At 61.6% G+C, this 17,031-nt stretch carries 14 protein-coding genes and 1 pseudogene; 11 read left to right on the plus strand and 4 right to left on the minus strand.

Annotated elements, in window-relative coordinates; all coding sequences use genetic code 11:
- Positions 1 to 13: 13 nt before the first annotated feature.
- Positions 14 to 787: a CoA-transferase subunit beta gene (locus CQ007_RS11335; RefSeq protein WP_105645936.1), complete on the minus strand. Its 774-nt coding sequence runs from the start codon at positions 785 to 787 to the stop codon at positions 14 to 16.
- 1 nt (position 788) lies between these two features.
- The gene (locus CQ007_RS11340) at positions 789 to 1,604 is read right to left on the minus strand and encodes a CoA transferase subunit A (protein WP_105645937.1); all 816 of its coding nucleotides are present in this window, start codon (positions 1,602 to 1,604) and stop codon (positions 789 to 791) included.
- 251 nt (positions 1,605 to 1,855) lie between these two features.
- Between CQ007_RS11340 and CQ007_RS11345 the strand changes: the two genes are divergently transcribed.
- Both CQ007_RS11345 and nhaA read left to right on the plus strand, forming a co-directional pair.
- Complete coding sequence (locus CQ007_RS11345; protein WP_371919826.1) at positions 1,856 to 2,578, plus strand: IclR family transcriptional regulator C-terminal domain-containing protein; 723 nt, start codon at positions 1,856 to 1,858, stop codon at positions 2,576 to 2,578.
- 154 nt (positions 2,579 to 2,732) lie between these two features.
- A complete protein-coding gene (nhaA, locus tag CQ007_RS11350) occupies positions 2,733 to 4,112 on the plus strand; it encodes a Na+/H+ antiporter NhaA (RefSeq protein ID WP_105645939.1) in 1,380 nt (459 codons plus the stop codon).
- 20 nt (positions 4,113 to 4,132) lie between these two features.
- Here nhaA and CQ007_RS11355 read toward each other — a convergent pair whose 3' ends face one another.
- Positions 4,133 to 5,818 (minus strand): AMP-binding protein, encoded by a 1,686-nt coding sequence (locus CQ007_RS11355; protein WP_105645940.1) that lies wholly within the window; start codon positions 5,816 to 5,818, stop codon positions 4,133 to 4,135.
- 210 nt (positions 5,819 to 6,028) lie between these two features.
- Here CQ007_RS11355 and CQ007_RS11360 point away from each other — a divergent pair, with 210 nt between their 5' ends.
- The 6 genes from CQ007_RS11360 (at position 6,029) to CQ007_RS11385 (ending at position 13,070) form a co-directional block, all read left to right on the plus strand.
- The gene (locus CQ007_RS11360; protein ID WP_105645941.1) at positions 6,029 to 7,192 is read left to right on the plus strand and encodes an isovaleryl-CoA dehydrogenase; all 1,164 of its coding nucleotides are present in this window, start codon (positions 6,029 to 6,031) and stop codon (positions 7,190 to 7,192) included.
- 46 nt (positions 7,193 to 7,238) lie between these two features.
- Positions 7,239 to 8,846: a carboxyl transferase domain-containing protein gene (locus tag CQ007_RS11365; protein ID WP_105645942.1), complete on the plus strand. Its 1,608-nt coding sequence runs from the start codon at positions 7,239 to 7,241 to the stop codon at positions 8,844 to 8,846.
- A gap of 14 nt (positions 8,847 to 8,860) precedes the next feature.
- Entirely contained in the window at positions 8,861 to 9,661 is an 801-nt protein-coding gene (locus tag CQ007_RS11370; RefSeq protein WP_105645943.1) for a gamma-carboxygeranoyl-CoA hydratase, read from the plus strand.
- Entirely contained in the window at positions 9,658 to 11,568 is a 1,911-nt protein-coding gene (locus CQ007_RS11375) for an acetyl/propionyl/methylcrotonyl-CoA carboxylase subunit alpha (protein WP_105645944.1), read from the plus strand. Before CQ007_RS11370 ends, CQ007_RS11375 begins: the two co-directional genes overlap by 4 nt.
- Positions 11,568 to 12,482 carry a hydroxymethylglutaryl-CoA lyase gene (locus CQ007_RS11380; protein WP_105646046.1) on the plus strand — a complete coding sequence of 305 codons (915 nt, stop codon included), beginning with the start codon at positions 11,568 to 11,570 and terminating at the stop codon, positions 12,480 to 12,482. The genes CQ007_RS11375 and CQ007_RS11380 overlap by 1 nt, the downstream gene beginning before the upstream one ends.
- 180 nt (positions 12,483 to 12,662) lie before the next feature.
- Entirely contained in the window at positions 12,663 to 13,070 is a 408-nt protein-coding gene (locus CQ007_RS11385; protein ID WP_105645945.1) for a MerR family DNA-binding transcriptional regulator, read from the plus strand.
- A gap of 12 nt (positions 13,071 to 13,082) precedes the next feature.
- On the opposite strand, the gene CQ007_RS11390 is transcribed toward CQ007_RS11385, so the two are convergent.
- A complete protein-coding gene (locus CQ007_RS11390; protein WP_105645946.1) occupies positions 13,083 to 13,535 on the minus strand; it encodes a nucleoside deaminase in 453 nt (150 codons plus the stop codon).
- 365 nt (positions 13,536 to 13,900) lie between these two features.
- Here CQ007_RS11390 and CQ007_RS19410 point away from each other — a divergent pair.
- From CQ007_RS19410 to CQ007_RS11400, 3 genes and pseudogenes are all read left to right on the plus strand, one after another.
- Positions 13,901 to 14,830 (plus strand): annotated as a pseudogene (locus CQ007_RS19410) (methyl-accepting chemotaxis protein); the annotation flags it as partial.
- Complete coding sequence (locus tag CQ007_RS19415) at positions 14,825 to 15,688, plus strand: methyl-accepting chemotaxis protein (RefSeq protein WP_371919827.1); 864 nt, start codon at positions 14,825 to 14,827, stop codon at positions 15,686 to 15,688. The pseudogene CQ007_RS19410 and the gene CQ007_RS19415, both read left to right, overlap by 6 nt.
- 355 nt (positions 15,689 to 16,043) lie before the next feature.
- Positions 16,044 to 17,027: a DUF1852 domain-containing protein gene (locus tag CQ007_RS11400; RefSeq protein ID WP_105645948.1), complete on the plus strand. Its 984-nt coding sequence runs from the start codon at positions 16,044 to 16,046 to the stop codon at positions 17,025 to 17,027.
- Positions 17,028 to 17,031 lie beyond the last annotated feature (4 nt).

A 17,031-nucleotide genomic window follows, 5' to 3' on the forward strand; every position in this document is an offset into this window, starting at 1 on the left:
CCTCGCATGTGATTCATTGGCCGGCGTGATGGGCGGCGGTGCGCGCCTTGAGTTCGCGCAGCACGGTCAGTTCCTGCTCGGTCGGCACTGGCGTGGTGTCCAGGCTGTCGGCAAAGCGGATTTCCCAGCCGGTGGCCTCGATCACCTGCTCACGGGTCACGCCCGGGTGCAGGGAGGTCACTACCAGCTCCCTGGTCTGCTCATCCGGCTTGAGAATGCACAGATCGGTAATCACCACGGTCGGGCCACGACCAATATTGGGTACGTTGTCACGGGCCTTGCCGTCCCGCCCGAAGCCGACGGTGGTGATGAAATCCACATCTTTGACGAAGGTACGCTTGGAGTGCTTGACGGTGATGAACACTTCCTTGGCGTTGGTGGCGATTTCCGGGGCGCCGCCGCCGCCGGGCAGGCGTACCTGCGGATCGCGATAGTCGCCGATCAGGGTGGTATTCAGGTTGGCGTAGCGGTCGATCTGCGCGGTGCCGAGAAAACCCACGCTGACGTGCCCACCCTGCAGCCAGTAGCGGAACATTTCCGGTACCGACACCGTGGTCAGGGCCGAGGCGCACAGCTCACCGTCACCAATGGACAGCGGCAGCACATCGGGCTTGGTCTGCAAGGTGCCGGATTCGTAGATCAGGGTGATATCCGGGGCATGGGTCAGGCGCGCCAGGTTGGCGGCTTCACTGGGCAGACCGATACCGACGAAGCAGGTCATGTCGTTGTTCAGCGCCCGTGCCGCGGTGACGCTCATCATTTCCGAAGAGGTGAATTCAGTGGTCATCTCAGGCCGCTCCGTTCTTGAATACGTTGTCTTTCAGCCACGCCTGGAACAGATCACGGTCCCGGGCGATGGCATCCCACTCCTTGTAGAAGGCGTTGTCGCGCTCGTAATAGCCCAGCGCGTAGGAAGGTGCCGCACCCTTCTCGGCCACCGCGATGGCGGTGATGGCCCAGGACGGCAGCACGCAGGCGTTGACCGAGGCACCCAGGTCATCAACGATCTCTTCGACGGTGACAATGCTGCGCTTGGCCGCCAACACCGCCTCCTTCTGCACCCCGACGATGCCTTCCACCAATACGTTGCCCTTGCGATCGGCACGCTGGGCGTGAATCACCGTCACGTCCGGGCGTACCGAGGGCACTGCCGCCAGCCGCTCACCGGTAAAGGGGCACTCGATGAACTTGATCTGCTCATTGACCTTGGGCAGGTCACTGCCGATGTAGCCGCGCAGCACCGCCAACGGCAGGCCCGCCGCGCCGGCTTCGTAGGCGTTGGCCAGGGCCGCATGGCTGTGCTCGATCAGTTCGATACTGCGCGGCCAGCCTTTCTGTACCGCGTCGCGCATGCGGTGCAGCGAACCCACGCCGGGGTTGCCACCCCAGGAGAAGATCAGCTTCTTCACGCAGCCGGCACCGATCAACTGGTCGTATACCAGGTCGGGGGTCATGCGGATCAGCGTCAGATCACGCTTTTCCTGGCGGATGATTTCGTGACCGGCGGCGAACGGGATCAGGTGGGTGAAGCCTTCCATCGCAACGGTATCGCCGTCGTGGATGTGTTTGTTCACCGCGTCCCGCAGAGAGAGAAATTCAGCCATCAGATGTCTCCATTGATGTTGTTTGAATTGTTCGCTATACGAACTTATGTTTTATATGCGAACATAATGGCGCAAATCTTTTTGCCCCGTCAATACCGTTCTTGGTCGCAATTGAAATAACGCAGCAAAGTTCGCCATGCGAACAGTGCTAGAATCCGCCCAACCTTCACGCAGGAGAGACCGTTCTGGACAACAAACTTCAACCCGGGGATAGGGACTATGTTGCCGCCCTGGCATCCGGGCTACAGATTCTGACGGCCTTCGATGCCGAGAACCCACGCATGACCCTGACCGAGATGGCCAGCCGCACGGACATGGACCGGGCCAAGGCCCGGCGCTTTCTGCTGACCCTGGATGCGCTGGGTTATGTACGCCGCAGTGGCCGGTATTTCGAACTGACGCCGCGGGTGCTGGAGCTGGGCCATGCGTTCCAGACGTCCAACCAGTACCGCACGGTGATCCAGCATTACCTGCAGGACATCACCGCCGAGATCGGCGAGTCCTCCTCGCTCAGCGTGCTGGACGGTACCGAAGTGGTGTACGTGGTGCGCTCAGCTGCGCCCCACCGGTTGATGGCCATTAACCTGTCGGTCGGCACCCGGTTGCCGGCGGCCTATACCTCCATGGGCCGCGTACTGCTGGCGCAACTGAGCGATGCCGAGCTGGACAAGCGGCTGGCGCAGATCAACCCGCAGGCCCATACGCCCCATTCGCTGACTGACAGCAGGGCACTGCGCGAAGAGATCGTCAGGGTCAGGCAGCAGGGTTACTCCATCGTCGATCAGGAACTGGATCTGGGGCTGCGCTCGGTAGCAACGCCGGTGTTCGCGGGAAATGGCGATCTGCTGGGCGCCATCAATATCAGCACCAATGCCGCACGCGTACCGATCGAAGTGCTGGAGCAGGATTATCTGCCACGCCTGCAGCAGTTGGCGGATGGTGTCAGACGGACCGTGCGCTCGGCGGCAGGCTGACTCTCATCGCCTGGCGGCACTGGACTTTAGTCCAATTTAGGGTTGGACCCAGTGCCGACACCGCCTATACTCGACGGCCAAGGTGTGTCGCCGCAATATCGCGGGCGGGCAGGTTCATTGCACAGGTCGGGCCGCCTGTGCCGGAAAAATGAACATGACTCGCCATACTTCCGGGCAGGCACTGCCTCGTGTGCAACTTCTGGCCGAACGCGCCCTGGCCACCTTCGAACGCTTCACCCATATCCAGGCTGCCAGCGGCGTGATACTGCTGCTCGCCGCCGCAACGGCTCTGATCTGGGCCAACTCCCCCCTGGCACCGTCCTACCACGCGCTATGGCATACACCGCTATCGATAGGTCTGGGTGAGCTGACGTTCTCCCAACCACTGCACTTCTGGATCAACGATGCACTGATGACAGTGTTCTTCCTGGTGGTCGGCATGGAAGTGCGGCGCGAGATCCATGAAGGCTCGCTGAGCAGCCTGCGCCAGGCCGGGCTGCCGATCGCTGCCGCGCTCGGCGGCGTCATCCTGCCAGCGATCTTCTACCTATTGTTCAACGATACGGCCCCGCGCCAGGATGGCTGGGCAGTACCGACAGCTACCGACATCGCCTTCGCCCTGGGTCTGCTGGCACTGTTGGGGCGCTCCATTCCGGTCAATGTGCGGGTGTTTTTGCTGGCTCTGGCAATCATCGATGACATAGTCGCGGTATTGATCATCGCCCTGTTCTATTCCGGCGGTCTGGACTATAGCGGCTTTCTGGTGGCTGGCGCCGGCCTGTTACTGGTGCTGGGCCTGCAAAAGATGGGCATCGGCACCGCCTATGCCTACATCCTGCCCGGCGCGATATTGTGGGTCGGCCTGTTGATGACCGGAGCCCATCCTACCCTGGCGGGTGTGGTGCTGGGCCTGATGACACCAGTGATTCCGATCCGTATGCGCGAACGGCCGTTGGACATGTTGACGCGCCTCGCCGGCGAACTAACCGGGCGTGCCTCGTCGGCCAGCAACGACATCGAGCACATGAGCGAGCATCTGCGCCAGCTGCGCCTGGCCCAGCGCGAACTGCTGCCGCCGGTGGTCCGGATGCAATCGGTCCTGCACCCCTGGGTCGCGTTCGGCATCATGCCACTGTTCGCCCTGGCCAATGCCGGCATCAGCGTGGAGGGCATGCAACTATCGGCTGACGGTGCACTGTGGGTCACAACCGGCATCATGTTCGCGCTGGTGGCCGGTAAACCGCTGGGTATCATCGGCATGAGCTGGCTAGTGGTCCGCCTGGGCTGGTGCGCCCTGCCGGCAGGTGTCAGCTGGGCCGGCATCTGGCTGGTCGGCCTGTTCGCCGGAGTCGGTTTTACCATGTCCATGTTCATCGCCATGCTCGCCTTCAGCGACCCCAACCTGCTCGGCGCAGCCAAGCTGGGTGTGCTGACCGGCTCGGTGCTGTCGGCGGTGTTGGGACTGACCTGGGGAGCGATCATGGTCAGGCGGTTGCGCGGCACCGCGTCACCCGTACCCGCTGAGAGTTACTGACCTCAACCACACCGTCATCCTCAATCCTGCTGCGCATCCAGGCCCAGTTCCGCCATGCTGATCTCGCGCATGCGGAACTTCTGCACCTTGCCGGTCACCGTCATGGGGAAATCCTCGACCAGCTTGATATGGCGAGGGATCTTGAAATGGGCGATGCGGCCCTGGCAGAACTCGCGCAGGGCCTCCGGCTCGATGTCGTGGCCTGGATGCAGCTTGACCCAGGCCACGATCTCCTCGCCGAAGCGGGTATCCGGCACCCCAATCACCTGCGCATCGGCCACCGCCGGGTGGGTGAACAGGAACTCTTCTATCTCACGGGGATAGAGGTTCTCTCCACCACGGATGATCATGTCCTTGTTGCGCCCGACGATTTTCACGTAGCCCTGCTCATCCATCTGCGCCAGGTCACCGGTATGCATCCAGCCGGCGTCGTCGATCGCTTCCGCGGTGGCTTCGGGGTTGCTCCAGTAGCTGAGCATCACGCTGTAGCCCCGGGTACAGAGTTCGCCGATGTGTCCCCGTGGAACGATCTGGCCCTGCTCATTGATGATCTTGCTTTCCAGATGCGGCTGGGTGCGACCCACGCTGGTGACCCTCCGCTCCAGATCATCCGCCGCTCCGGTCTGGACCGACACCGGACTGGTCTCGGTCATGCCGTAGGCAATCTGCACTTCGGCCATGTGCATCTCGTCGATCACTCGCTTCATGACTTCGATCGGGCAGGTGGCTCCAGCCATGATGCCGCTGCGTAATGAACTCAGATCCAGCGTGCGGCGCGCGGGATGATCCAGCATGGCGATGAACATGGTCGGCACGCCATACAGAATGGTGCCGCGCTCATCCGCTACCGCCTGCAGCGTGGCCTCCGGCTCGAAAGCGGCCCCGGGGTACACCATGGTGGTGCCGTGGGTAACGCAGCCCAGGTTGCCCATCACCATGCCGAAGCAATGGTACAGGGGCACGGGAATGACCAGGCGGTCATGCTCGGTCAGCCCCAGGCTTTCTCCGACCATGTAGCCGTTATTGAGAATGTTGTAGTGACTGAGCGTGGCGCCTTTGGGAAAGCCCGTGGTACCGGAGGTGTACTGGATATTGATCGGGTCATCGAACTGCAGGCTGGCAGCGCGTTGATGCAGCTGCTCCGGGCCGATCTGGTCGGCCATCGACTGCAGTGCCTGCCATTGCAGCATACCGGCACCCGGCCTGGCTCCCAGCGTGATGATGCCCTGCAGCTCCGGCAGTCTGCGGCTATGCAGTTCACCGGGGGCCGAGACGTCCAGTTCGGGAAGCAGCTCATAGAGCATCGCATGGTAGTCGGATGTCTTGAAGGTATCGGCGCAGATCAGCCAGCGACAGCCGGACTGCTTCAAGGCGTATTCCAGCTCGTTGAGTCGATAGGCGGGATTGATGTTGACCAGGATCACACCGATCCTGGCGGTGGCGAGCTGAGTGATGCACCACTGGGAATTGTTCGGTGACCAGATACCCAAGCGATCACCCGTGTGCAGGCCGAGCGCCAGCAGGCCACGTGCACAGCGGTCCACTTCCGCGGCAAGCTCGCTCCAGGTGTAACGCAGGTTCTCTTGGCAGACCACCAGCGCCTCACGTTCCGGAAAACGCTCAACGGTGCGGTCGAAGGCCATGCCTATGGTCATAGGCAGCAGTGGCTTGTCTTGCGGTCCACGGGTGTAGCTTGGAAGGCTCATATCGCAAATTTCCTCAGTTTTGTGTTTGTTATGAGGCTATTCAGAGGTGATCGTGCAGTTGACAGTCACCCAAGCGCAGGGTTACGTTAACGTAAAGGTACACCGATGACAACTTATTCCGCCTGCACCTGGCAGCGGGCCAAGCGACAAAAGAATGCCGTCTAGACTGAATAACGCTTCACAAAAAATACAAAACAGGCAGGTCTTCCCATGAATTATTCCAATCTGAATTTCGCCCTCGGCGACACCATCGACATGCTGCGCGAGCAGGTACGGGCGTTTGTCACCAATGAGCTCGCCCCCCGCGCCAGCGATATCGACAAGGACAACCAGTTTCCCGCGGATATGTGGCGCAAATTCGGTGACATGGGGCTGCTGGGGGTGACGGTACCCGAGGAGTTCGGCGGCGCCGGCCTCGGCTATCTGGCCCATGTAGTGGCCATGGAGGAGATCAGCCGAGCCAGCGCCTCGGTAGCGCTGTCCTATGGCGCCCACTCCAACCTGTGCGTGAACCAGATCAACCGCAACGGCAATACCGAGCAGAAGACCCGCTACCTGCCCAAGCTGATCAGCGGCGAGCACATCGGCGCGCTGGCGATGAGCGAGCCCAATGCCGGTTCGGACGTGGTGTCGATGAAGCTGCGGGCGCAGAAGCGCGGCGATCGCTATGTGCTCAATGGCAGCAAGACCTGGATCACCAATGGTCCGGATGCCGACACCTATGTGATCTACGCCAAGACCGAGCCGGAAAAGGGTCCGCATGGCATCACCGCCTTCATCGTCGAACGCGACTGGAAGGGCTTTTCCCGGGGCAGCAAGTTCGACAAGCTGGGCATGCGCGGCTCCAATACCGGGGAGCTGTTCTTCGATGATGTGGAGGTGCCGGAGGAGAACGTCCTCGGCCAGCACAACGGCGGCGTCCGGGTGCTGATGAGCGGCCTGGACTACGAGCGCGTGGTGCTGTCCGGCGGTCCCACCGGGATCATGCAGGCCTGTCTGGATGTGGTGGTGCCCTACATTCATGACCGCCAGCAGTTCGGTCAGAGCATCGGCGAGTTCCAGTTCATCCAGGGCAAGGTCGCCGACATGTATACCGAGCTCAACGCCAGCCGTGCCTATCTCTATGCCGTGGCCCAGGCCTGCGATCGTGGCGAGACCACCCGCAAGGATGCTGCCGGGGTGATTCTCTACACCGCCGAAAGAGCCACCCAGATGGCCCTTCAGGCGATCCAGATTCTCGGTGGCAACGGCTATATCAACGAATTCCCCACCGGACGCCTGCTGCGCGATGCCAAGCTCTACGAGATCGGCGCCGGCACCAGCGAAATCCGGCGCATGCTGATTGGCCGCGAGCTGTTCAACGAAACCAGGTGAGCGCCACGACCGGCGGTACCGGCGGCATAGGCTACGGAGTAGTTAGATGACCATTCTGCACACACAGATCAACCCGCGCTCGGCAGAGTTCGGCGCCAACAGCACGGCCATGCAGGCGCTGGTGAATAACCTGCGTGCCCTGCTTGACCAGGTGTCCCGGGGCGGTGGCGAGGTGGCGCTGCAGCGCCATGTATCCCGGGGCAAGCTGCCCGTACGCGAGCGTATCGACATGCTGCTCGACCCTGGCTCGGCGTTTCTCGAACTGTCCGCCCTCGCAGCCCACGACGTCTATGGCGAGGACGTGGCTGCCGCCGGCATCGTGGCCGGGATCGGCCGTGTGGAAAGCGTCGAGTGCATGATCATTGCCAACGACGCCACGGTGAAAGGTGGCTCCTATTACCCACTGACGGTCAAGAAACACGTACGGGCGCAGACCATCGCCCAGCAGAACCGCCTGCCGTGCATCTATCTGGTGGACTCCGGCGGTGCCAACCTGCCGCGCCAGGATGAGGTGTTTCCCGATCGCGAGCATTTCGGGCGGATCTTCTTCAACCAGGCGAGCATGAGCTCCATGGGCATTCCCCAGATTGCCGTGGTGATGGGTTCCTGCACCGCGGGTGGCGCCTATGTGCCGGCCATGGCCGATGAGACCATCATGGTGCGCAATCAGGCCACCATCTTCCTGGCCGGACCGCCGCTGGTGAAGGCCGCCACCGGCGAGGTGGTCAGCGCCGAGGATCTGGGCGGTGCCGACGTGCATTGCCGCACCTCCGGGGTCGCCGATCACTATGCCGAGAATGACGAGCATGCCCTGGCCCTGGCCCGGCGCTGCGTGGCCAATCTCAACTGGCGCAAACTGGGCCAGCTGCAGACCCGCGAAACGCGGGCACCGCTGTACCCGGCCAGCGAATTGTATGGAGTGATCCCGGCCCAGTCGAAACAACCCTATGACGTACGGGAAGTGATCGCCCGGCTGGTGGACGGCAGCGAATTCGATGAGTTCAAGGCGCTGTACGGCACTACCCTGGTGTGCGGCTTCGCCCATCTGCACGGTTATCCGATCGCGATCCTGGCCAACAACGGCATCCTGTTCTCCGAGGCGGCGCAGAAGGGTGCGCATTTCATCGAGCTGGCCTGCCAGCGCGGCATCCCCCTGCTGTTTCTGCAGAACATCACCGGCTTCATGGTCGGCCAGAAATACGAGTCCGAAGGCATCGCCAAGCATGGCGCCAAGCTGGTCACCGCGGTGGCCTGCGCCCAGGTGCCCAAGCTCACGGTGATCATCGGCGGCAGCTTCGGTGCCGGCAACTATGGCATGTGCGGCCGCTCCTATGACCCACGTTTCCTGTGGATGTGGCCCAACGCCCGGATTGGCGTCATGGGTGGCGAACAGGCCGCCGGGGTGCTGGCGCAGGTCAAGCAGGAGCAGGCGCAGCGCCATGGCCAGTCGCTCGACGCCGATGAGGTAGCCGCCATCCGCCAGCCGATCCTGGAACAGTACGAGCGCCAGGGTCATCCCTATTACTCCAGTGCCCGCCTGTGGGATGACGGTGTCATCGACCCGGCCCAGACCCGTGAGGTGCTGGCCCTGGCCCTGTCGGCCACGCTCAATGCGCCCATCGAGCCGACCCGCTTCGGCGTGTTCCGCATGTGACCGGGAGAACCACCATGACTGATTTTCACACTATAGAACTGGAGCGGGACACCCGTGGGGTCGCCACGCTGTGGCTCAACCGGGCGGACAAGAACAATGCCTTCAATGCCGAGGTGATTGCCGAATTGAACCGGGCGCTGGCCCAGGTCAGCAGCGACGACCAGGTGCGCCTGCTGGTACTGCGCGGCCGCGGCCGGCACTTTTCCGCCGGCGCTGATCTGGCCTGGATGCAACAGAGTGCCGCGCTCGACTACCAGGCCAATTTGCGGGACGCCGGTGAGCTGGCCGAGCTGATGCAGCGCCTGCAGCAGTTGCCGCAACCGACCCTGGCCGTGGTCCAGGGCGCGGCCTTCGGTGGCGCCCTGGGGCTGATTGCCTGCTGCGACATGGCCATAGGCGCCGAAGACGCGCAATTCTGCCTGTCCGAGGTACGCATCGGCCTGGTGCCAGCGGTGATCAGCCCCTATGTGGCCAGGGCCATGGGCCACCGCGCCACCCAGCGCTACGCCCTGACCGCTGAGCGTTTCAGCGGCGAGCGGGCCCGGGAGCTGGGTCTGCTGTCCGAATGCTATCCGGCCGGTGAGTTGCAGAACGCCGCCGAGGAGTGGGTCACCACGCTGATGCTGAACAGCCCGGCGGCGCTCCAGACCTGCAAGCAGCTGCTGGCGGAAGTCGGCAGCCGTCCGCTGGATGCGCAATTGCGCCAGTACACCGAGCAATTGATCGCCAACCTGCGGGTTACCCCCGAAGCCCAGGAGGGCCTGCGGGCCTTTCTGGAAAAGCGCCGTCCCAACTGGCAGGAGAGCAGCATATGAACCACCCCATGGATACCCTGCTGGTGGCCAACCGCGGCGAGATCGCCTGTCGCATCATGCGCAGCGCCAAGGCCATGGGCCTGACCACCGTGGCCGTACATAGCGAGGCGGACCAGCAGGCCCGCCATGCCCGGGAAGCCGACGTGCGCATCAACCTCGGCGGTGCCAAGCCGGCGGAAAGCTATCTGCGGATCGACCTACTGATCGAGGCTGCCCACCTCTCCGGCGCCCAGGCCATCCACCCCGGCTACGGCTTTCTGGCCGAGAATGCCGAGTTCGCGCGTGCCATCGAACAGGCTGGCCTGATCTTCCTCGGCCCGCCGGCATCGGCGATCGAGGCCATGGGCAGCAAGTCCGCCGCCAAGGCGCTGATGGAGCAGGCTGGGGTACCGCTGGTGCCGGGCTACCACGGCGAGGCCCAGGACCTGGAGACCTTCCGCACCGCTGCGGCGCGGATCGGCTATCCGGTGCTGCTCAAGGCCACCGCCGGCGGTGGCGGCAAGGGCATGAAGGTGGTCGAGCATGAGGCCGAACTGGCCGAAGCGCTGGCCTCGGCCCAGCGCGAGTCGCAATCGGCCTTCGGCGACCCGCGCATGCTGGTGGAAAAGTATGTGCTCAAGCCGCGCCATGTGGAGATCCAGGTGTTTGCTGACCAGCATGGCAACTGCCTGTATCTCAATGAGCGCGACTGCTCGATCCAGCGCCGCCACCAGAAGGTGGTGGAAGAGGCCCCGGCCCCCGGTCTGACCGCAGCGCTGCGCAAAGCCATGGGTGAGGCAGCCGTCAAGGCGGCCCAGGCCATCGGCTATGTCGGTGCCGGCACCGTCGAGTTTCTGCTGGATGAGCGCGGCGAATTCTTCTTCATGGAAATGAACACCCGGCTGCAGGTGGAACACCCGGTCACCGAGGCCATCACCGGCCTGGACCTGGTCGCCTGGCAGATCCGCGTGGCCCGCGGCGAGCCGCTGCCCTTGACCCAGCAGCAGGTGCCGCTCAATGGCCATGCCATCGAGGTGCGCCTGTACGCCGAAGACCCGGATAATGATTTTCTGCCGGCCACCGGCACGCTGGAGCTGTACCGCGAAGCTGCCGCCGGGCCCGGTCGCCGCACCGACAGCGGTGTGGCCGAGGGCGACAGCGTCTCGCCCTTCTACGACCCCATGCTCGGTAAGCTGATTGCCTGGGGCGAGAACCGTGAAGAAGCACGCCTGCGCCTGCTGGCGATGCTCGATGAAACCGCCATTGGCGGGGTACGCACCAACCTGGCGTTCCTGCGCCGGGTGCTGGGCCACCCGGCGTTTGCCGCAGCCGAACTGGATACCGGATTCATTCCGCGCCATGAGGCCGAGCTGCTGCCACCGCCCAGTGAACTGCCCGAGGCTTTCTGGCAGCAGGCCGGCGAGCTGTTCGTCGACACCAGTCCGGCGCGCCGGCGCGCCGATGATCCGTCGTCCCCCTGGTCCAGCAGCAACGGCCTGCGCCTGGGCCTGCCGGCGCACAGCACCCTGCACCTGCGCTGCCAGGATCAGCAGCGGCGGCTGAGCATCGACCATCAGCCACCGGCCGACACTGGCCGCCCACCACGCTGCATCCGCAAGCAGGACACCCTGTATCTGCAGTGGCGTGGCGAGTGGCATGCGGTGACCCGGTTCGACCCGATCGCCGAGGTCGACGCCAGCCATCAACAGGCCGGCGGCATGACCGCCCCGATGAATGGCAGCATCGTCCAGATACTGGTCGAGGTCGGCCAGCAGGTGGCAGCCGGTACCACCCTGGTGGTGCTCGAAGCCATGAAGATGGAGCACAGCATCCGCGCGCCTCAGCCCGGCACGGTCAAGAGCCTGTTCTGCAGCGAGGGCGAGATGGTCAGCGAAGGTGCGGTGCTGCTGGAAATGGAGGAAGCATGATGCCAGCCACCCAGCAGGAGCTGCCCCGGCAAGTACGCCTGGTAGAGGTCGGCCCACGTGACGGCCTGCAGAACGAGCAGCAGCCGATCAGTGTCGACGACAAGGTACGCCTGGTGGATGAGCTCACCGCCGCCGGCCTCGGCTACATCGAGGCCGGCAGCTTCGTCTCGCCCAGATGGGTGCCGCAGATGGCCGGCTCGGCCGAGGTCTTCGCCCGGATCAGCCGCAAATCCGGCGTCACCTATGCGGCCCTGACACCCAATCTGCAAGGACTGGAAGCGGCGCTGGCCGCTGGCGTCGAGGAGGTGGCGGTATTCGCTGCCGCCTCGGAGGCCTTCTCGCAGAAGAATATCAACTGCTCCATCAGCGAGAGCCTGGCGCGCTTCGCCCCGGTACTGGAAGCGGCGCAGACGCGGAACATCCGCGTACGCGGCTATGTGTCCTGCGTGCTGGGCTGTCCCTATCAGGGTGAGGTCAAGGCCACCGAGGTCGCCACGGTCGCGCGGGAACTGCATGCCATGGGCTGCTACGAGATTTCCCTGGGCGACACCATCGGCACCGGTACGCCGGGACGTACCCGGCAACTGATCGAGACGGTCAGCCAGCATGTCCCCCGCGAGCGGCTCGCCGGCCACTACCACGATACCTATGGCCAAGCCCTGGCCAATATCTACGCCAGCCTGCTGGAGGGCGTTGCGGTATTCGACAGTTCGGTAGCCGGATTGGGCGGCTGCCCCTACGCCGCCGGGGCCAGCGGCAATGTGGCCAGCGAGGATGTGGTGTACATGCTCAACGGCCTGGGGATAACGACCGGCATAGACCTGGATATGCTGATTGCTGCCGGCCAGCGCATCAGTCAGTTGCTCGGGCGGAGCAATGGCTCCCGCGTGGCCAGGGCTCTGAGCAGCAGTTGATAGCACTGAACCAAGGCGTCACCTTCGGGACGTTCAGCAGGCCACCGGCTGCCCGGTTCTGCAATAGCGCCGGCTCGGAGCCGATAGTGGTGAAGGTGTATACTGCGCCCCGGCTGATTCGCCACGGGCGCTCCCCTATCCGGCCACCACACCGGGCGTCATATGTTTATTGGAAGAACCATGTCTAAAAAAACCTATAGCATCTCCGACCTGGCCAATGCGTTGGATATCACCACCCGCACCATCCGCTTCTATGAAGAACAGGGCATGCTGTCCCCCACCCGCCGTGGTCAGGAGCGAATCTATGCCCCCAAGGATCTGGTCGCGCTCAAGCTGATCCTGCGCGGCAAGCGCATCGGCTTTTCCCTGGCTGAATGCAAGACACTCATTGAGCTGTACGACCCCAAGGCGGGCAATGAAAAGCAGCTGAACATCATGCTTGGCATGATCGCCGAGCGCCGGGAACAGCTTGAGCAACAACTGCTCGATATCGAACAGATGAAGCTGGAACTGGACATCGCGGAGGAACGTTGCAATACCGCGCTGGCGAAAACCCGACAGCAGGGCGAAGCGGTAAAGGATGCCTGACAGCGAGGGCGGTCAGGCTCCCGACGGCTGCTCCCCGATATCCTCATTCCAGAGGCCCGGGTTGCTGGCTATGAATTCCCGCATCAGCGCAATGCACTCGGCATCCTGCAATACCTCGACCTGCACGCCCCGCGATCGCAGCAGTTCTTCCTCACCCATGAATGTCTGGTTCTCACCAATCACCACCCGCGGAATGCCATACAGCAGAATTGCCCCGGTACACATGGCACAGGGCGACAGCGTGGTATACAGCACCGCGTTGGCATAGACCGCCGCAGGCTGCCGGCCGGCATTCTCCAGCGCATCCATCTCGCCATGCAAGATAGCGCTGCCCCGCTGCACACGACGGTTGTGCCCGCGCCCGAGGATCTGGCCGTTGTGCACCAGCACCGAGCCGATGGGGATGCCGCCTTCGGCCAGGCTGGCACGGGCTTCTTCGATGGTTGCGTGCATGAATGGGTCCATGGGAGCTCTCCGTTAATTAGTCATGTCGACAGACACTCGATGGATTCAGTATTGCCGGTATTCGGCTCAGCGCCTCGATTTTCACTGCCGCGTCGAAATTATGACGTCTATTTTCCGTCATCCACTAAAGTTCTGCAGGCCGCCGCCGACATGAGGCCACTGGCCATAATAAAAACAATTCATTCAGCAAATCGAGAAGGTCCAGAATTAATCTTGAATGGAAGTTTTTAATGAAAAGCTGGTTCGAAAACATAACTATCAACAGGAAACTGGGCCTGGGTTTTGGCTCGGTACTGCTACTCACGCTGGTCCTGGCCTGGAACGGCTGGGGTAGTCTCGGCAGCGTCATTCAACGCAGCGGCTTCATGACCGAGATCGCCAACCTGAATGACACCCTGACCGGGCTGCGTATTGCCCGGCTGCAATTCATGCTGGCCAATGGTGATGAGGTTTCCAGTGAGCGTCTTGAAAAGAATCTCGCCATCTATCTTGCCCAGCAGGCGAAGCTGCTGGGCACCTTCACCAACCCGGTCAACGTGGCCATGCTCACGGAGCAGAGTCAGTTCAACGACGAGTACCAGCGGTCGCTGGGCAAGATGCGCAACGCGTATGTCCAGGTGAACGCCGCCCACCTATCGGTCGACGCTGTGGTGGCAACGCTGGAAGAGCGTACCGCAGCGATCCAGGCCCGGGTCGCCGGGCTTGCAGAGTACGAGGATTCACGTTTCGCCCAACTGCAGGGTATTGCGCAGATTCGCGAGGAGCTGAAGCAGGTGCAGTATCTGTACAGCGTCTACAACGCCAACAGCACCGCAGAGAATGGCGAGGCGATGCTCGTCCAGCTGGATGCAGCCCTGGCCGCCCTGTCCCGGCACCGGGGTATCCTCGCGGCCGGCAATGGCAGCGACCTGCAGGCGATCGAAACGGCGCTTGCCCAGTACCGCACAGCCATCCAGAGCTTTCGCAGCGCGACAGAAGCAATTGCCCTGGCTCGCCAGGAAATGACCGATGTACAGGGCGACATCGTCCGTATCAGTGACACCCTGTACCAGTATCAGCTGGAGCGGCTGGACATCGAAAGCGGCGAGGCGCGCACCCGCCTTATCATCAGCACCCTGCTCGCCCTGGTGCTGGGTATCCTGGCTGCCTGGCTGATCACCCGCCAGATCACCCGTCCGCTGCGCGATACCCTGGCCGAGGTCGAGCGCATTGCCTCGGGCGACCTGACGCCGAGGGAACCGGTCACTCGCCGCGACGAACTGGGGGTGCTGCAGCAAGGCATTCTGCAGATGGGCCTGACGCTGCGGGAGCTGATTGGCGGAATCCGCGATGGCGTGACCCAGATCAGCAGTGCTGCCGAAGAACTATCGGCGGTAACCGAGCAGACCAGCGCCGGAGTGAACAACCAGAAAATCGAGACCGACCAGGTCGCCACCGCCATGCATGAAATGTCTACCACCGTGCATGATGTTGCCCGTAACGCCGAGCAAGCGGCGGTCGCCGCTACTGAAGCGGACAACGAAGCGCGCGCGGGCGACAAGGTCGTGGCTGAGGTCGTTGCGCAGATAGAGCGGCTGGCATCCGAGGTTATCCGCTCGACGGAAGCGATGACCGTGCTGCAGGGCGAGAGCGACAAGATCGGCAGCGTCATGGGAGTGATCCGGGCCGTGGCAGAGCAGACCAACCTGCTGGCGCTGAATGCGGCGATCGAAGCGGCACGCGCCGGAGAAGCGGGACGTGGCTTTGCCGTGGTCGCAGACGAAGTACGCGGTCTTGCACAGCGCACGCAGAAATCCACCGAAGAGATCGAGGGGCTGGTGGCCGGGTTGCAGAGCGGTACCAAGCAGGTCGCGACCATCATGCTGAGCAGCCGCGAGCTGACCGACAGCAGCGTGGAGCTGACCCGCAAGGCTGGAGGCTCCCTGGCCAGCATCACCCGCACCGTTTCGACCATCCAGTCGATGAACCAGCAGATTGCCGCCGCCGCCGAGCAACAGAGCGCGGTGGCCGAGGAAATCAGCCGCAGCGTGCTGAATGTGCGGGATGTGTCCGAGCAGACGGCAGCGGCCAGCAATGAAACCGCAGCATCCAGCGTAGAGCTGGCGCGCCTGGGCAATCAGCTGCAGATGATGGTGAGTCGCTTCAGACTGTAGAAACATATGTCGGGCGAGGAGGTAGACACAAGCTCCGTATCGCCCGCCGCTTGTTCGTGCGCACATCGCAAACAAAAAAGGCCCGCATTTCTGCGGGCCTTTTTTTTCATATAGTGCCGGCACCCAAGAGTCCGAAATGCTGGAGCAGGGACTTCTGCAACCTGCCGTACACCACATCATGAATATGGCTAAAGACGCAATGAAATCAATTCATTATCACTCAATCAATGGCCCAGCATAAAATGCCTGTTAATTACAGACACTATCAATACTACTGAGCAGAAATCCAGACAAAAATTAAAAAACAAGAAATAAACTCATATTTCATCTCAGACAATCAGGGTTCCAGGTAATAATGAGCAACGAGTTTACATTCACCATCAATAGCATCTGTTTCGATGAAAACTATCATCCATCAGACAATACGCGCACCACAACCAATTTTGCCAACCTGGCCAGAGGAAAGAGCCGTCAGGAGAACTTGCGCAACACCTTGAAGATGATTGACAATCGTTTCAATGCCCTGGCGCATTGGGATAACCCCAAAGGCGATCGTTATACTGTCGAACTTGAAATCATTTCCGTCGAGATGAATGTTGATGCTGAAAGCAGCAATAACGCCCTCCCCCTGATTGAAGTATTGAAAACGAACATTGTTGACCGAAAGACTAACGAACGCATTGAGGGCATTACAGGGAACAACTTCTCTTCTTACGTGCGAGATTACGACTTCAGCGTACTATTGCTGGAACACAACAGGAATCAGCCTGAGTTCAGCACTCCAGATAACTTTGGAGACCTGCATGGAAAGCTATTCAAGTGCTTCATCAACTCAAACACCTACAAAACCCACTTTAACAAGCCACCTGTTATATGCCTGAGTGTTTCAAGCAGCAAGACCTACCACCGGACTGAAAACCAGCATCCTGTATTGGGTTTTGAATACCAGCAAGACGAATATTCCTTAACTGATGAATATTTCAAGAAAATGGGATTGAAGGTTCGCTATTTCATGCCTCCGAATAGTGTTGCGCCTTTGGCTTTTTATTTTTCTGGTGACCTGCTTGGTGACTACACTAATCTTGAGCTTATCAGCACCATCAGCACGATGGACACCTTCCAGAAGATTTACCGACCTGAAATCTACAATGCGAATTCTGCAGCAGGAAAATCCTATCAACCCAGTTTGAGGCACCAGGATTATTCATTAACCCGCATTGTTTATGATCGAGAAGAACGTAGCCGGCTGGCTATCGAGCAGGGAAGGTTTGTCGAGGAGCACTTTATCAAACCATACCAGGCTATTCTCGAGCAGTGGTCCGCCAATTACGCCCTTTGACTCA

Source organism: Pseudomonas sp. MYb185 (genome assembly GCF_002979975.1).
Lineage (GTDB): Bacteria > Pseudomonadota > Gammaproteobacteria > Pseudomonadales > Pseudomonadaceae > Halopseudomonas.